The sequence below is a fragment of the Reichenbachiella carrageenanivorans genome, assembly GCF_025639805.1.
In the GTDB taxonomy this organism is placed as follows: Bacteria; Bacteroidota; Bacteroidia; order Cytophagales; family Cyclobacteriaceae; genus Reichenbachiella; species Reichenbachiella carrageenanivorans.
This window is the reverse complement of record NZ_CP106735.1, coordinates 178,943-194,786: the sequence shown is the minus strand read 5'-3', so window position 1 is coordinate 194,786 and position 15,844 is coordinate 178,943. Positions and strand designations below refer to the sequence as shown.

The following is a 15,844-nucleotide window of genomic DNA, read 5'->3' as shown; positions in this document are numbered from 1 at the left end:
TTGAATAAGGAACGCTTTCAGGATTATTTCGTACTTTACTGGCTTAATTGAACACTAAAGAACAATTCAGAAAGATGCCTGTCGAAAAGAAAACCACTGCGATCTCGAGTATCCTGCTTATCCTAGGATCTATTGCGGTACTTCACTTGGTAAATATGTTGCATGATGAGCTCACTGTTGACCGAGCATTAGCTCCCATGAAAAGCCTCTCTAATGCACGTCATTTGATTGTAAATGGTGATTATCGTGGGGCTGTAAATGAACTCGAAGACGCCATGATGCAAATGAGAGTGATTGAGCAATACACTGATAGTGCTTCAGAAGCTCATATGGATCGAGCGGTAGAAGATTTAGAATTGGTTGAGAAAGAAATAAGAAGTGATAACTTGATAGAGGAAGACTTGAATAGAGCCTTTTTTAATTCGCTGAATTCTATCGCTTATGCTTGTATGCTTATGTCTGAGCATAATTTAGATAAAGGCGAAAATTACAAAGCCCTACATTTTATGAATGCGACTTTTCAGGAAATGATTGCTTCGCTGAAATATGTGAAAGACGACGAATTGAAGCATAAAGAAGAAAAGGTAATCGCTCATGTGCGCCATATTTTAGACAAGATGGAGTCAACTAAGTATACCTATAAGTTTGACTACGATTTGATCAATCATGAATTAGAAGAATTGATAGAAAATTAAGCGAACGCTTCTCTTGTTCGGGACCGCCCTTATATTTGCGGTCTAATTTCAAATGCTTTGAAGAAAATCATCAGTTTTGTTGTTCGCCATATTCCGCGAAAATATCTACAACTATTCAGTCATATCGCACTCAAAGTGGTAGCTGTATTCTATCGCGGAAATCAAGTAGCGTGCCCAGTTTGCGATAGTCAGTTTTCTAAGTTTGTGCCCTATGGACGAGTGGCTAGAGCCAATGCGCTATGTCCCAATTGTCTGGCATTGGAGCGGCACCGCCTGATGTGGCTATACCTGCAGCGCAAAACGAACTTCTTTCAACCTGGTCAGGAAGTCCTTCACATTGCGCCAGAGCTGTGTTTTATCAAGCGATTTGAGAAAATTCACAGAGATCAGTACATCACGGCTGATCTGGAGTCTCCATTAGCAAAGGTGAAAATGGACATACATGAGATGCCATTCGAAGACAATAGGTTTGATGTTGCTTTTTGCAATCATGTGATGGAGCACGTAGCAGACGATATACAGTCGATGAAGGAAATATACCGAGTGCTCAAACCAGGTGGCTGGGCTATCATTCAGATTCCAATTTTTCATCCTGTACCTGAGGTGACTTTTGAAGATGATACCGTTACTGATCCTAAGGAGCGAGAAAAATTATTTGGCCAAGATGATCACGTACGTTTGTACGGTAAAGATTACCCAGACCGTTTGCGTCAAGCAGGGTTCACGGTAGTGGAAGATGATTTCGTGAGTACATTGTCTACTGAAGAGCAAGTCAAATATGCCTTGCCTAAGGATGAAATGATTCACCTCTGTAAAAAAATCTAATGCTTGTCTTGTCCGTTAGGGTGATAGATCAATTCTAACATGCTATATAGATCGGGATGCTTAGTTTGTAGCAATTTAGGGCGCTTGTGATAATACTCTGAAATTACTGCAAAAAACTCCGCGTCGGAGGTTGCCCCATATGGATTGATATCTGACTTACCCGCCCTGATTTTTCGAATTTCCCTGTGTACGAGTTTGGCCCATGGGTTGACCAGTTCTTTGGGCAAAAACAGTTCGGGGATACCGTCCACGTCTCCATCCGACTTGTCTAGCAGGTGTGCAAATTCGTGAAAACCTACATGGTTTTTGTTTGTTTTGTTTTCAAATCCTTGATAGAGTGCTGGTTTGGAGAGTAGCATCACGTGATTCATGTGTCCACCATTGCCCACCATGCCGAGCAAGTGTTGGTCTTCGCCTACTTGATAGTTTTCATTGAAATGATTGGAATATACAATCACCTCTTGTAATTCTCCATAATTCCACACAGGCAGATCCCAGAATGGAATGATTGCGCTAGAGGCGACTAGTAGTCGGCATTCATCGTCCATTTCAAAATCCACAGCGGTAATTTTGATCGTGGAGAAAAAATTGATCACTTGTTTGTCGTATGCTTCTCTGCCTTTCTCATCTAATGCTTCGTAGAAAGGTACCAGCTGTAGAAGAATGGATTGCCATACTGGGTCAAAGGAAAGGGATGCTTTTTTGCGAGGTTTTTGCTTGTTCCATACCCACCAACTTAAGCCTGCCAGAGGAATCGTCCAGCCTAGCCAAGCCATTTGTGAGCGGATCAGTCCCACAAAAGCAATGAGGGCTATAAAGCCAATGATCCCGATGAATAGTCTGCTGGTAAAGCTAGGCATGATTAAATCAGTGCTTTCTTTTATTTGGACAGCCCTATTTTATGACTCACTAGATAGTCGCTTTTTTTAGTAGAGGTTTGTGTCATCATCTCTCCGATAAACCCTGCTAAAAATAGTTGAACACCGATGATTACGGCTACGAGAGCTAAAAAGAACAAAGGCTGAGCCACTACATCGCGAGCAGGTAATCCCATTTGGATCTCGTAGATTTTTCTACCGATAACCCAAAAAGTAATGATAGTTCCAATAAAGAAGGATAATGTGCCAAATGATCCGAAGAAGTGCATCGGTCTTTTTTTGAATTTAGAGACGAAACTGATAGAAAGTAGGTCGAGAAAACCGAAAATGAATCGTTCTAAACCAAATTTAGTTTCGCCGTATTTTCTGGCTTGGTGTTGTACTACTCGTTCGCCAATTTTTACAAATCCTTGACCTTTGGCTAAAAATGGAATGTATCTATGCATTTCGCCATAAACATCTATGGCTTTGATTACATCTCTTTTGTAGGCTTTTAGCCCACAATTGAAGTCATGTAGCTTAATGCCTGAAAATTTCCTTGCTACGAAGTTGAAAAATTTCGAAGGGATGGTTTTCATGATGGGATCGTAGCGCTTCTTTTTCCAACCTGAAACTAAATCAAACCCATCTTTGGTGATTTGATCGTATAGTCCAGGGATTTCATCTGGACTGTCTTGTAGATCGGCGTCCATGGTAATCACTACCTGTCCGCTGGCATTTTTAAATCCGATATTGAGGGCGGCGGATTTGCCGTAGTTACGGTTGAACCGGATGCCTTTTACATGAGGGCTTTTTTCGGCCAATTGGCTGATGATTTCCCATGAGCGATCTGTACTGCCGTCATCAATGAAAAGGATTTCATACTGAAATCCTTTTTCTTCCATGACCCGACTGATCCAATCTTGGAGTTCGGGTAGAGATTCTTCTTCGTTGAGTAGCGGTACGACTACGGATATGTCTAGGGAATCTGTCATTTAATGTTATTCGAATTCGGGCCTTTTCTTTTTGATAATGGCACTAGTAATGAGCGCATAAAAGGCTGCAGCTAATAGCCAAGCCCAACTGCCCTGCAAGATACCACCTACAGAAAATTTGCCAGCCATATCTTTTTCTATTTGTTCTAGTGCCTTGTCCATTTCTTCAGTAGGAGCACCAAAGCTTTCCATCATGGATTCCGTGTTTTTCAAAACTTGCTCGGTCAGCACTTCTGGCAATTCGGGGTCGATCACATTGAACAATACAATCGAAAAGAAGCCAGTAAGTAGTGTGCCTATGATACCAGCGATGAAGGTGAATTTGAAGGCATCTCCGAATGTCATATAGCCTTCCATTTCTTCGTTTCTGTATTTTTTCCCAATGTAAACGTATAGAAAAAGAGAGATGGCGAAAGAAATGAGAGAAAACTTCCAATCGACCATCATACTTGGATCGACTACATAGGTAAGCATGGAAAGAATGATTCCAATGAGTCCGATAATGAGTCCGCCTTTGATGGCTGCGATGCTAGCGTTTGATTCCATTTTGGTTATAGTTTGAGGTTAAATTAAATAATGCTTGAGCGAAATATGCTCGCTTGGTTTAATTATTTTTTGGTTGTTTCTTCAAAACGGTGGAGAGGACACTAGTTAGCAAAAAACCAATGCCTGCTTTTTTGAACAAGCTGTCCAAAGCCAAATCTATAGCAGTAGTTTGACTGACTTCGTCGAAGGAAGATTGATAGCTGTCTATTCCCATTTCTTCCGTTAGTATGTCTTTGTTTTCTTTTATTACATTCAGACTTTCAGTAATGTATTCTTGTAGAATTTCTCCATCAGAAAATTCTAGAGCGATCCATAAAAAAATAGAATACAAGAGTGCGATGGTACCATAAATAAAGAAGCCTACGGTCATGCCTTGCCAAAACTCCATTACGCGTTGGTTGAATATATCTCGGAATTCTTTAATGCCAAAAAAGATAAATATTGGGATGATGAAAAAGTCGAATACGCGCATTTCCATCAGTGGATTGGAGTCTGTAAGGTACAGTACAAAATACATGGCGATGTTGATACTAGCACCAATAAGTCCAAACTTGAGTGGAACTTTAAATAATGGTTTCATGCGAGATTATTCGAATATTTGAAATTTCAGATTGTTGAATATGGCTTTTACTTTGCCTGTCAGAGACTGATTGAAATAGGGGCTATTTCTTGATTTAGATTGATTGGATTGATCGTTGAGTGTCCATTTAGCTTTAGGGTCAAAGAGAGTCAAGTTGGCGACTTGATTTTTTGCTACGGTAGAGGTGGGTAGTTTTAGAATCATTCTTGGACTAGTGGTAAGTTTTTCTATCCATGTGCTTGGATCTAGCTCTTTGCCTAATTGCAATAAGGTGGGCAGCATCGTTTGTAGTCCTGCGATCCCGAATTCTGCTCTGTCAAACTCCAACTTTTTAGATTCTTCGTCTTGTGGTGTGTGTGCAGATACGATGGCGTCGATCACGTCTTCTTTTAGTCCTTTGATAAGCGCTCGTCTATCTTTGTCTGTACGCAGTGGTGGGTTGATTTTATAATTAGAATCGTAGCCCATCAAGTCTTCGTCTATATGCATTAGGTGATGGATACTTACATCGCAAGAGACTTGTAGCCCTTTTTTCTTGGCTTTTTTGATCAGGCTTACACTTTCCTTGGTCGAGATGTTAGAGAAATGAATTTTTCCACCTGCATATTTAAGTAAGTCCAGATCTCTTTTGATCATCAAGTGCTCGGCGAGTGTTGGCATACCTTTGAGCCCTAGGACTGTGCTTACGGCACCTTCGTTCATCGAGCCAAAACGGGTAAGGAGTTGGTCTTCTGGTTGGTTGATCAGTAGGCCGTCAATTTTTTGTAGATAGATCAGTGATTTTAACATCATATCTGTATGCCAGATGGGCTTGTCGCCGTCGGTAAAGGCTATGGCACCCGCTTCGTGTAGATCTAGCATTTCCGTCAGGTCTTCTCCTTTGGTATCAAGAGTGACGGCAGCCATGGGGTAGATGTCCGTCAGGAATGTATTAGACTTAGATCGTACGTATTCTACACTTCCTTTGGTCTGGATGACTGGCTCGGTGTTTGGCATGATCGCCACACCTGTGAATCCTCCGAATGCTGCCGCTGCTGCCCCACTGCTTAGGTCTTCTTTGTGTTCCGTGCCAGGGTCGTTGAAGTGTGCCTTCATATCGAACCACCCAGTAGATATGAGCATACCTTTGGCTTCTATGATGGTGTCGGCTGGATGTTCGTTTTTGTCGATGGCTACGATTAGTCCATCCTTGATATGAATATTAACTACTTTATTATGATGTGGAGAGTGGGGATCGAGGATTTTGGCGTCTCTGAGGAATATATTCATTATAAAAATCTTAGTAGCACACTTTCAGCAAAAAGAAATATCAGGGACAAAATTAAGGTATATTTCCATAATTCACGTTGGTGATATTTTTCTTTCATTATTTTAGAAAAGGAGGCTGCGTCATCAGGTTCATAGATGTTTAGATGTTTGATTCCAGAGAATCGCGCTTGAATTTCTTTCGTTGGCCAAACCGTCAGGTCAGACTCCTTTTTTGAATGATTGAAGGCAATGGTGGTTATCAGTTGATCACCTAGCATCAAGTCATAATAACCTGGAGTCAACAAATACTTTGGCATATCCAGCACCAATTCATTGGCGGTTATGCGTTGAGAAGGGATTAGTTCGGTGTCTTCTTTTTTTAGTTTATACAATTGGTCATTTGCAAGGCTGTCTATGGTTAGGGTGATGTTGGTTTTGTCTACATTGAAGGCAAGTGCTTGATTGTTTGTGCCACTCATTTCTGCTATTCGCTGCATCACTGGTACAAACAGTGCATGCTGATGTAGATTGGTATAGGCCTTGGTCAGTGGGCCAGCCATTACATATAAATTTCCCTTTTGAAACAGATGGCTGAGGTAGGCTTGTCCAGTTTTAGTTTTTAGGAGTTTTACTTCCATGCCATTCCAGTGGTAGATAAGAGAGACGTCTGGTGTTTGGGTATCGCTGCTTAGGTTTTCAAACATCTGTTTGAAAAATGGATTTTTCAGATCAGGAATAGCCAATGGTGTTTTGGTAGTGACTGAATCTTTTGTGATGGTCAATCCAGCAAATTGGTAACTATTGGCTGCCCCTCCCTTGGGTATAAATAGCACAGATTTACCTTGCGACAATTGTTTTTCTATTTGTGCTCTCAGTCCATGTTCGATGTTGGATAGGGCATTGATCACCACGAGATCTGCTTGTTCGAGCGTGGGATAGGAGATGTTGTAGGAAGGGTAAGAGCTAAAATGAAATAGGTCATTGTTGCGATACACTTTGCTGATCGGGCTATTGGGTTTGTCCGAAATTTCTACAATGTTGATTTTGGCAGCCTGATTGAGTGTGAAATAATAATCATTGTCGAAGGCGACAGGAAAATCTTCGAAGCTAATCAAGCATTTGTTGATGGCGTTAAGACTACCTGTCAACTCGAAGGTTACTTTTTGACTGGCATTGGCATCTAGATCAATGCTGGTTGTGGCACTTTGTCGGTCATTGATATGGAATTTGACTTGCAAGTCACTAATGGCAGAACCTTGATTCCTAATCTGTACTCGAATGGCATTTTTCTGATTGGGGACTAAAAAAGGATTGATTAAAAACACAGTATCCACATAAATGTTGCGTTGTTCGGGTATGACTGCCCTGACTATGTGATACTGGTTGATAGAGTCTGTAAATGCTTCGAGGCTCCCAATAGTAGATTGTTGAAAGTCAGTCAGTAAAAAAATGTCTTTAGTTTCGCTAGGATTGGTAGCGAGTAGTTTGTTGAATATCTCTTGTCCAGTTCGAGAGAGGGTAGAGTATTCGGTTTCGCTGAGTTTTTCCTGGGTTTTGGTTTGGGACCGACTGATTCCACTGCCTGGTTGAAAATCGTTGGTCGTCAGGCTAAACTGCGTTTCTTGAGGGTATAGCGTTACGATATTTTGGGCTACGCCCAGTAGTTCATGAAACCCACTAATGTCATTAATTGTCAGGTTAGAAAGGCTGTGGGAGTTGTCTAGATAGATAGAGACCTGTCTGTTTTGTAGGCCATTTTCTTTGCCTGGAATGAATGGCTGGGCAAAAGTGAGTACGAGAAATGCAATAAACAGCAGCCTGCAAAGCAAGATGAGCAGATGTCTCAGGTTGAGATTGGAGGCACTCTTTTTTTGAATGGTTTCTAAAAAGCGAACATTAGAAAAACTTACCTTTTTAGCTTTCCTGAAATTGAATAGGTGAACGATAATCGGAATAGCGAGGGCGGAGAGGCCCCACAAAAAAATCGGATAAGTGAAGTTCATTGGGGACAAATCTAAATCAAATTTTGCTGCACTTTCGAATATTAGTGTGCCAATTATCAATTCTGTATGATAGACGTTTTTTGGTTGTTAAAGTTGAAATATTCTTGTGAATGACAGTAAAAAAGCTGCTTTTTCCTTCGGTTAAGAGTATTTCTTGCTATAGAATTCAAAATGAGGCAATTACTTAACTGAGTATTTTTATTTGAAGATTAGAGTATTTATATTCGTGTTGTTGTTGTGGATTAAGATTTGATTAGTCCTTTTTATTTTGAGTTTTTGACCTTGGGGTTCAGGAGGAGTCTTGAACCCTTTTTTTATGCCCTTTTTTGAAGGCGTCCGCCTTCGGTCGAAAATTCCGTATACATTTTTGTGATCATCCCATTTTGCTAGAGTCACCACCATGTTGGATGTAGAGCCATATAGGGACAGGAGTGATTTCTTTTCTGAGTAAAAAACAAATTATAAGTGGTCAATTTCGAACACCTGTTGTTTCATACATGAACAAGTTTGGTCATTTATCCGACAGTCTATAAATTGTAAGTGCTTGATATGCAGTCGACTATGATTGTGGCATTTTTCTTGGCATGCCTTGACCGAACTTGAAATTATAATGACCCAATGGATAAAAAGATTAAAAAGAAAAAATGGACGATAGGGAAGATTTCTTCCATCTCATTTGGTGTACTCTTTGTCTCCTTTATACTCTACAATTTCATCTTTGCCGACAAAGGCTCTAAGCTCAACGTGTCTTCGGACAAAATCAATGTATCTGAAGTGGTAAAAGGCCAGTTTCGTGAGTTTATACCAGTAGACGGTAATGTGATGCCGATCAAAACGATCCGCTTAGATGCAATAGAAGGAGGTAATGTGGAGCGGAAATACTTAGAAGGAGGAGAGATGGTGTCCAAAGGTGATACCATTTTGAAGCTGGCAAATAACAACTTGGTGCAGAATTTTGTACGAGAAGAAACACAAACTTTCCGTTTGGTCAACGAACTGGCTAATACTAAGCTGGCACTTCAACGAAATAAATTCGAACTCAAAAGAAGGTTGACTACGCTCAACTATGATATAGATGCCGCAAAGGATGCTTATGAAAGAGGGGCAAAGCTCAGAGACGATAAAGTAATCTCAGAACAAGAGTATCTCAATTTGAAAAGAGCCTATGACCGATTGGTTTCTACCAAGGAGATCGAAATAGAATCACAGATTTTCGATACTAAATCTACCGAAGCTCAGATCAGGCAAACCACAGAAACCTTAGAGCGGACTAGGAAAAACCTGAAAATGATCAAAGGAAATTTGGACAACCTGTACATCAAAGCCCCTATATCAGGCAGTTTGTCTTCAGTCAATGTAGAAATAGGAGAGTCTATCATGGCTGGGCAAAATATCGGTCAGATTGATGATCTAGATGCATTCAAAGTAAGAGCAACGATAGACGAACACTACATCGCTCGGATATACGAAGGGCTAGAGGGAACGTTTGATTTTGCAGGTGAAACGCATAAACTCAAAATTTATAAGATATATCCTGAAGTAATCAACGGACTATTTTCAGTAGATCTAAAATTCGAAAACGAGCTCCCTACGGATATCAGGAGAGGACAAACGCTACAAATCAAGCTTCAGCTCAGCGAAAACATAGAAGCAGTACAAATCCCTAGGGGTAGCTTTTATCAAACGACTGGAGGCAATTGGGTCTTTGTGGTGGATGAATCGGGCGATTTTGCAATGAGGAGAAATATCAGACTTGGGCGTCAAAACCCAAGATTCTATGAAGTGATAGAAGGTTTGCAACCTGGCGAAAAAGTAGTAGTCTCTTCTTACGATGGCTACGAAGATAAAGACCGTCTGGTATTCAAATAATTAATAAAAGAACTTAAAAACATATATCTAAACAATATTGAAATGAAAAACGCCAATACGATACTCAAAACCGAAGGGTTAAAGAAGTTTTACTATACCGATGAGATTGAAACAACTGCCTTGGCAGGGGTGAATATGAACGTAAATGAAGGTGAATTCGTCGCTATCATGGGGCCATCTGGCTGTGGCAAATCTACTTTGCTCAACATCATTGGGCTGCTCGACAACCCTTCTGAAGGAGATTTCTTTTTTAGAGACGAAGAAATATCTGAATACAGCGAAAGGCAAAGAGCCGACTTGAGAAAAGCGAACATTGGGTTTGTATTTCAGAGCTTTAATTTGATCGACGAACTCACCGTATTCGAAAACATAGAATTGCCTTTGATCTACTTGAAGTACTCTGCTGCCGAGCGCAAAAAAAGAGTGGAGGAGGTAATGGAGCATATGAAGATCATGCACAGAAGAAATCACTTTCCCCAGCAGCTATCTGGAGGACAGCAGCAGAGAGTGGCTATTTCGAGAGCTGTCGTGGCCAAGCCTAAACTGATCTTAGCGGATGAGCCTACTGGTAACCTAGATTCGGCCAACGGGCAAGAAGTGATGACTCTACTCAGCGACCTCAACGAGCAAGGCACCACTGTAGTGATGGTGACGCACTCGCCAGTAGATGCCGAATATGCTGATCGTGTTATACACCTGTTTGATGGGCAAATCGTGTCTGAAAATGTGAATGCCAAAGACAAGGCATTGGTATAAAACCCAACATCAATATTGTGCGATGCGATGGTCAGTATGCCGATAGGTGCGGGATGCTGGCTGGATCGCTACGCCTTGGCCTCAGGGACAAAACTCAACCACCCCGAGCATAAAGCAACGACTTGAAAATTTTAATTGAAATGAAGAAACGAATGGTGAATAGAATGGCCTTTTTGATGTTTGCAATGATGGGGCTACAGCTCGGTATGCAAGCTCAAGATACTGTGCAAGCCCAGCAGCCCGTTGAAAAAACAATTTTCACATTGGATGACTGTATTCGGATTGCAATGGAAAACAATATTCAATTGAAGAGAGCAGAAAACAATGCATTGATAGCAAAGTCAAATCAAGTGCAGGCCTTGATGAACTTTCTTCCGTCATTAAGTGCTTCTGCTGATTACAACTATTTTGATGGAACCAACTTTGATAATAGTTCAGGTCAATTTTATACAGGTAGTTTCAAAAGAAGTACACCCAGTCTGAATGCGGGCATTCAATTATTCAATGCGATGTCCAATGTTTATTATCAGAAATCCACAGTGCAATCACTGAACGCCAGTACATTTCGAATAGATGAACAGAAGCAAGATGTGAAATCTTCGGTTTTGGGTTCTTACTTGGCAGTAGTCCTCGACAAAGAGAATATTAAGATATCAGTAGACAGAGTAAAATTGCTAGAGCAACAACTGGACAGAGAAAAGAAGAGACAAGAAGTGGGCGTTGGTAACCTAGAGCAGGTGTATAATTTTCAATCACAACTCGCCAATGAAAATTTGAGAAAGGTGAATTTGGAAAATTTTTTAAAAACTGATCTATTACAACTATTGCAATTGTTGCAAGTAGATGTATCTAGCAATATGGACATTGCCTCCTACGACATAGGAGAAGACGAACACTTAATGGATTTAGAAAAATACCCAGAAATCCTTGATGCTAGCCTCGCTTATTCTCCTGGGTTAAAACGAGCGTCTGCATCCGCTTTAGCGTCTAGTTATAATTTTAAATCTACACAGGCTCAGCTCTACCCAACTATAAATGCCTATGGCAGCTACGGTACGCAGTATTCTTCGAACAATGTAAATAGTGAAGGAGAGATCCCGATTTTCGATCAATACAAAAACCTGACAACCTCTATGGTGGGAGTGAGTATTTCAGTGCCTATTTTCAATAATTTTCGAAATAGAAACAATACACAAGTAGCAAGGTTGAATATGGAGAATTCTAATCTGGATTTGAAACAGGTAGAATTGGATATGACCAACACCATTCAGAGAGTATATCTCGATTTAATATCTGCGCAAGAAACCTATGCGGCTGCCGAAGAAAACCTGGTGGCACTCAATCAGTCATTTGAATTTGTGAAGACGAGATATGAACACGGAAATACGGATTTTTATACCTATCTAGAAAGTTTGAATAATAAGAATCGGGCAGAAATTGAATTAGTGAATGCCAAGTATAGTATAGTCTTTAGAAAGAAAATCCTCGATGTATACAGAGGTATATTATAAGGTTGAAAACTCAAAACTCTAACTCAAAACCACTCCCAATTGGGAGTGGTTTTTTTGTTTACAACATAACCCTAAAAGGGTTCAAAACCCTGTTAGGGTTTCTGCTACACTTCCCGTAATTTTGCCCCTCAATAAATCCAAAGGCATTGAAGACAAAAGGCAGAAAAAAGGAGAAGGTGAATATAGTGACATTGGGATGCGCCAAAAATTTGGTGGATTCGGAAGTGATCCTCACCCAGCTGAAAGGAAATGACATAGATGCAGTGCATGAGTCAAAGAAAAATGATGCGACTACGGTCATTGTCAATACTTGTGGATTTATAGAAAATGCCAAACAGGAGTCTATTGATACCATTCTCAAATTTGTGGATGCTAAGCAAGAAGGTCACATTGAAAAACTCTACGTGACGGGTTGCTTGTCGCACAGATACAAGGACGACTTAGCCAAAGAAATCACCGATGTAGATGAGTATTTTGGCACTACCGATCTCAAAAAAATATTAGCCAAGTTTAAGGCAGACTATAAGCACGAACTGGTAGGAGAAAGAGAAATCACCACAGATTCGCACTATGCGTATTTGAAAATATCAGAAGGTTGTGATCGTCCGTGTTCGTTTTGTGCGATCCCGTTGATGCGAGGCAAGCACGTGTCTCGCCCGATAGAAGAATTGGTATTGGAAGCTAAAAGTTTAGTGAAAAAAGGGGTCAAGGAGATTTTGCTTATTGCACAAGATTCGACTTACTACGGTTTAGATATTTATAAAAAAAGAAATTTGGCGGAATTGCTTGAAAAGCTTTCTGAAGTAGAAGGGTTGGATTGGATTCGTTTACATTATGCTTTCCCTACGGGATTTCCTGAAGACATTTTGAAAGTAATGGCTGAGAAGCAAAACATCTGTAGCTATTTGGATATTCCACTTCAACATGGTTCTTCTAAAATGCTAAAATTGATGCGAAGAGGTACGGATCGTAAGAAAACCACAGCACTGATTGAGAAGATTAGAGCAGAGGTGCCCGGTATTGCCATTCGTACGACCATGATCGTAGGCCACCCTGGAGAGACCGAAGAGGACTTCGAAGAGCTGATGGATTTTGTGGCAGAGAGCCGCTTCGACCGGTTGGGCGTATTTGCCTACTCGCACGAAGAAGATACACATGCAGGTACGATGAACGACGATGTGCCCGAGGAAGTGAAAAACGAACGTGTAGATACATTGATGGAGCTACAAGAAGGGATATCACTAGAAATCAACGAGTCCAAAATTGGCAATACCTACAAGACCTTGATCGACCGTAAAGATGGGGAGTATTTTGTGGGACGTACCGAGTTTGATTCTCCAGAAGTGGACAACGAGGTCTTGATTAGTGCAAAGGACCACTACCTGCGTGTTGGCGATTTTGCCAATATCAAAATTACTTCAGCAGAACCATTCGATCTTTACGGAGAACCAGTCAGTTAAATTTTTTAGGGTTTTAAATCAATTCAGCATCTTATTTGAAGTTGCTGCGTAAACCCTGTCAACTTTTTTATCTTTAGAAAAATTTTGACAAAGCATGCCGGTAGAAAAAATTGACTTACGTAGTACACAATCGTTCTCAGACTTCTTTTTAGACTACCTAGATGACCATGAGGCACTTAGGCCTTTTTATGGATTGCGGCCAGAGGTTCGTTGTTTTGAGGAGCAAATCGGCAAAAAGCAATTGTCTGATGAAAAAAGGAAAGTATTGACCGAGGTGTTGCAAGAGCAATACCAGTCACTAGACAAGTCTACAGTTGTGAGTACCAATATTACCGAATTAGCCAATCCTCAGACCTACACCATCACTACTGGGCATCAGCTCAACATATTCACTGGTCCACTCTATTTTATATACAAGATTGCCACTGTGGTGAATGCTTGTAAGACCCTTAAAGCAAAATACCCCAACTACCATTTTGTACCTGTCTATTGGATGGCTTCAGAAGATCATGATTTTGACGAGATCTCGTATTTCAACCTCTTTGGTAAAAAGCACGAATGGAAAACGGAGCAAAAAGGAGCTGTTGGAAGATTCAAAACGGATGGTTTGGATGAGGTGCTAGAGGCGATGCCAGAGCAAGTTCAGCTTTTTGAGGAGGCTTATCGCAAGCAGGGCAATTTGTCTGATGCTGCGCGCTACTATGTCAATGCGCTTTTTGGTGACGAAGGAGTGATCGTGGTGGATGCGGACCATGCCAAGCTCAAAGCACAGTTTGTATCAGTTATCAAAGACGATTTGCTACATAGTACGGCAAATGACCTCGTGGAGGCAACTAATAAAGAGCTGGAAACGGAAGGATACAAGCCGCAGATATATTCAAGAGAGATCAATTTTTTCTATCTGCAAGAGGGGAGTAGAGAGCGAATTGTCAAATCTGACGATGGGTATGAGATCAACAATACTTCGCTAAAGTTTACAGAAACGGAGATATTGGCGGAAGTAGATCGTCATCCTGAGCGATTTAGTCCCAATGTAGTGATGCGACCACTGTACGAGGAAGTCATATTGCCTAATCTGGCCTACGTGGGAGGCCCAGCTGAGATGATCTATTGGATGCAGTTGCCCAAAGTGTTTGCGCACTACGAGACTACATTTCCAATTCTCCTACCTCGAAACTTCGCCCTGTATATCAATAATGCTACTCAGAAAAAGTTAGATAAATTCGGCTGGACGAATGAAGATTTGTTTAAAGCTGGAGAAGATCTAAAAAGTGAGTATTTAGCCAAGTATGGTGAAAAGGCCATGAGTCTCAATGGAGAAGTAGAAGATTTACAAAAAGTCTATGACCTATTGGCCGAAAAGGCAGCTACAGTAGATGCTTCGCTGAAGGGGTTTATAGCGGCAGAGCATGCCAAGGCCGCCAAGGGACTGGAGAACATAGCCAAGCGGCTCAAAAAGTCTGAGGAACAAAAGCACGAGACAGCACTCAACCAGATTCAAGGGATCAAAGATAAGTTGTTTCCTGATGGTGGACTACAGGAACGCCACGACAATTTTCTCAATTTTTATATCAACAACCCAGACTTTGTCAAAGAGATATTAGCGTCGCTAGATGCCTTTGATTTGAGGATGCATATTATCAGATAAGCATAAAAAAAGCAGCTCGGTTAGGAGCTGCTGCTTTGCGATTTCATTACTGTGTGGCTTACTTCAGCTGTAGCAACCAGTATGGGTTTTCAAACCACTTTTCTTCCATTACTGCCAATACTCCCATGGCATCAAGCGATTCGATGTAGTTGTCTACCATGTTGATGAATAGAGCATCGTTGGGCAAGGCAATGCCGATAGGCTCGATAGTCAAAGGTCTATCAAGGATGACCATGCCATGGTTGGGATACCTGAGCATAGCATAAGCACAAGTAGGGTAGTCGGCGACCATTACATCAGATTCATCATTGATGATTTTTTGAATTGCCTCGTCATAGTTGGAGACGAGTTCTAGACTTACATTGTCAAGGTGCTTTTTGCTGAATTTTTCACTGGTAGAGCCTGCCAATGTTACTACTTTGATGTTGTTGTTGATGTCTGCGGCGTTGGTGGCGTTAGACAAAGCCTTTTCTTTGGTTAGAATAGATTTCCCAGAAATCAAGTATGGTCCCACAAAAGCAGTCTTCACATTTCTAGCAGGAGTGATCGTCATTCCAGAAATAACCATATCAATATTCCCACTTTCAAGGCTAGGTAGCAATTCGCCGAAAGGCATCTCTACTAGCTCCAGAGTCAACTCCATAGAAGTGGCGAGTAAGTTGGCCAGATCTACGTCGTATCCGATAAGTTCATCATTTTTAGCTTTCATAGAAAAGGGAGGTTGAGCGCCCGTGAGTCCTACACGCAAGGTGCCGCGTTCTACTATTTCTGATAGTCTTTCTTGGGCAGACAGGTTGCCCGATACCAGTACAATGACTGCAATAAATAAGATTTTTATGGTCTTCATAGGT

Annotated in this window: 14 protein-coding genes; 7 read left to right on the top strand and 7 right to left on the bottom strand. The window is 41.1% G+C overall.

Features of this window, described 5'->3' with window-relative positions; genetic code table 11:
- Positions 1-47: 47 nt before the first annotated feature.
- Together N7E81_RS00835 and N7E81_RS00830 are read left to right on the top strand one after the other, a co-directional pair.
- Entirely contained in the window at positions 48-695 is a 648-nt protein-coding gene (locus tag N7E81_RS00835) for a hypothetical protein (protein WP_263051386.1), read from the top strand.
- Between the two features lie 57 nt (positions 696-752).
- Positions 753-1,520, top strand: a complete 768-nt coding sequence (locus N7E81_RS00830; protein ID WP_263051385.1) for a class I SAM-dependent methyltransferase — start codon at positions 753-755, stop codon at positions 1,518-1,520.
- Here N7E81_RS00830 and N7E81_RS00825 read toward each other — a convergent pair.
- Genes N7E81_RS00825 through N7E81_RS00800 form a run of 6 tightly spaced genes read right to left on the bottom strand, consistent with a single transcriptional unit; the run spans position 1,517 to position 7,749 of the window.
- Positions 1,517-2,380 carry a M90 family metallopeptidase gene (locus N7E81_RS00825; protein ID WP_263051384.1) on the bottom strand — a complete coding sequence of 288 codons (864 nt, stop codon included), beginning with the start codon at positions 2,378-2,380 and terminating at the stop codon, positions 1,517-1,519. The two genes, N7E81_RS00830 and N7E81_RS00825, sit on opposite strands and share 4 nt — an antisense overlap.
- A 20-nt stretch (positions 2,381-2,400) precedes the next feature.
- Positions 2,401-3,372 (bottom strand): glycosyltransferase family 2 protein, encoded by a 972-nt coding sequence (locus N7E81_RS00820; protein WP_263051383.1) that lies wholly within the window; start codon positions 3,370-3,372, stop codon positions 2,401-2,403.
- 6 nt (positions 3,373-3,378) lie between these two features.
- On the bottom strand, positions 3,379-3,918 hold the full coding sequence (locus tag N7E81_RS00815; protein ID WP_263051382.1) for a DUF4199 domain-containing protein: 540 nt from the start codon (positions 3,916-3,918) through the stop codon (positions 3,379-3,381).
- 58 nt (positions 3,919-3,976) lie between these two features.
- Positions 3,977-4,498, bottom strand: a complete 522-nt coding sequence (locus N7E81_RS00810; RefSeq protein WP_263051381.1) for a DUF4199 domain-containing protein — start codon at positions 4,496-4,498, stop codon at positions 3,977-3,979.
- Positions 4,499-4,504: 6 nt separating this feature from the next.
- On the bottom strand, positions 4,505-5,767 hold the full coding sequence (locus tag N7E81_RS00805) for a dihydroorotase (protein WP_263051380.1): 1,263 nt from the start codon (positions 5,765-5,767) through the stop codon (positions 4,505-4,507).
- On the bottom strand, positions 5,767-7,749 hold the full coding sequence (locus tag N7E81_RS00800; protein ID WP_263051379.1) for a BatA domain-containing protein: 1,983 nt from the start codon (positions 7,747-7,749) through the stop codon (positions 5,767-5,769). The genes N7E81_RS00805 and N7E81_RS00800 overlap by 1 nt, the downstream gene beginning before the upstream one ends.
- Positions 7,750-8,367: 618 nt before the next feature.
- Here N7E81_RS00800 and N7E81_RS00795 point away from each other — a divergent pair.
- The 5 genes from N7E81_RS00795 to bshC all read left to right on the top strand — a co-directional run bounded on the left by N7E81_RS00795 (position 8,368) and on the right by bshC (position 14,993).
- A complete protein-coding gene (locus N7E81_RS00795; RefSeq protein WP_263051378.1) occupies positions 8,368-9,618 on the top strand; it encodes an efflux RND transporter periplasmic adaptor subunit in 1,251 nt (416 codons plus the stop codon).
- Between the two features lie 42 nt (positions 9,619-9,660).
- Entirely contained in the window at positions 9,661-10,374 is a 714-nt protein-coding gene (locus tag N7E81_RS00790) for an ABC transporter ATP-binding protein (protein WP_263051377.1), read from the top strand.
- Between the two features lie 140 nt (positions 10,375-10,514).
- Positions 10,515-11,885, top strand: coding sequence for a TolC family protein (locus N7E81_RS00785; protein ID WP_263051376.1), 1,371 nt, complete (start codon positions 10,515-10,517; stop codon positions 11,883-11,885).
- A gap of 146 nt (positions 11,886-12,031) precedes the next feature.
- The gene (gene rimO, locus N7E81_RS00780) at positions 12,032-13,345 is read left to right on the top strand and encodes a 30S ribosomal protein S12 methylthiotransferase RimO (RefSeq protein WP_263051375.1); all 1,314 of its coding nucleotides are present in this window, start codon (positions 12,032-12,034) and stop codon (positions 13,343-13,345) included.
- Between the two features lie 94 nt (positions 13,346-13,439).
- Complete coding sequence (gene bshC, locus N7E81_RS00775; RefSeq protein WP_263051374.1) at positions 13,440-14,993, top strand: bacillithiol biosynthesis cysteine-adding enzyme BshC; 1,554 nt, start codon at positions 13,440-13,442, stop codon at positions 14,991-14,993.
- 58 nt (positions 14,994-15,051) lie between these two features.
- Here the strand turns inward: bshC and N7E81_RS00770 are convergent, their stop codons facing one another.
- A complete protein-coding gene (locus N7E81_RS00770) occupies positions 15,052-15,840 on the bottom strand; it encodes a transporter substrate-binding domain-containing protein (RefSeq protein WP_263051373.1) in 789 nt (262 codons plus the stop codon).
- Positions 15,841-15,844: the final 4 nt, after the last annotated feature.

Excerpts from the sequence above, each read along its gene's own strand:
- bshC (WP_263051374.1), top strand. The coding sequence starts at position 13,440 with ATGCCGGTAGAAAAAATTGACTTACGTAGTACACAATCGTTCTCAGAC.
- N7E81_RS00790 (WP_263051377.1), top strand. The coding sequence starts at position 9,661 with ATGAAAAACGCCAATACGATACTCAAAACCGAAGGGTTAAAGAAGTTT.
- N7E81_RS00810 (WP_263051381.1), bottom strand. The coding sequence starts at position 4,498 with ATGAAACCATTATTTAAAGTTCCACTCAAGTTTGGACTTATTGGTGCT.
- N7E81_RS00825 (WP_263051384.1), bottom strand. The coding sequence starts at position 2,380 with ATGCCTAGCTTTACCAGCAGACTATTCATCGGGATCATTGGCTTTATA.
- N7E81_RS00795 (WP_263051378.1), top strand. The coding sequence starts at position 8,368 with ATGGATAAAAAGATTAAAAAGAAAAAATGGACGATAGGGAAGATTTCT.
- N7E81_RS00800 (WP_263051379.1), bottom strand. The coding sequence starts at position 7,749 with ATGAACTTCACTTATCCGATTTTTTTGTGGGGCCTCTCCGCCCTCGCT.
- N7E81_RS00805 (WP_263051380.1), bottom strand. The coding sequence starts at position 5,767 with ATGAATATATTCCTCAGAGACGCCAAAATCCTCGATCCCCACTCTCCA.
- N7E81_RS00785 (WP_263051376.1), top strand. The coding sequence starts at position 10,515 with ATGAAGAAACGAATGGTGAATAGAATGGCCTTTTTGATGTTTGCAATG.
- N7E81_RS00815 (WP_263051382.1), bottom strand. The coding sequence starts at position 3,918 with ATGGAATCAAACGCTAGCATCGCAGCCATCAAAGGCGGACTCATTATC.
- N7E81_RS00820 (WP_263051383.1), bottom strand. The coding sequence starts at position 3,372 with ATGACAGATTCCCTAGACATATCCGTAGTCGTACCGCTACTCAACGAA.
- N7E81_RS00770 (WP_263051373.1), bottom strand. The coding sequence starts at position 15,840 with ATGAAGACCATAAAAATCTTATTTATTGCAGTCATTGTACTGGTATCG.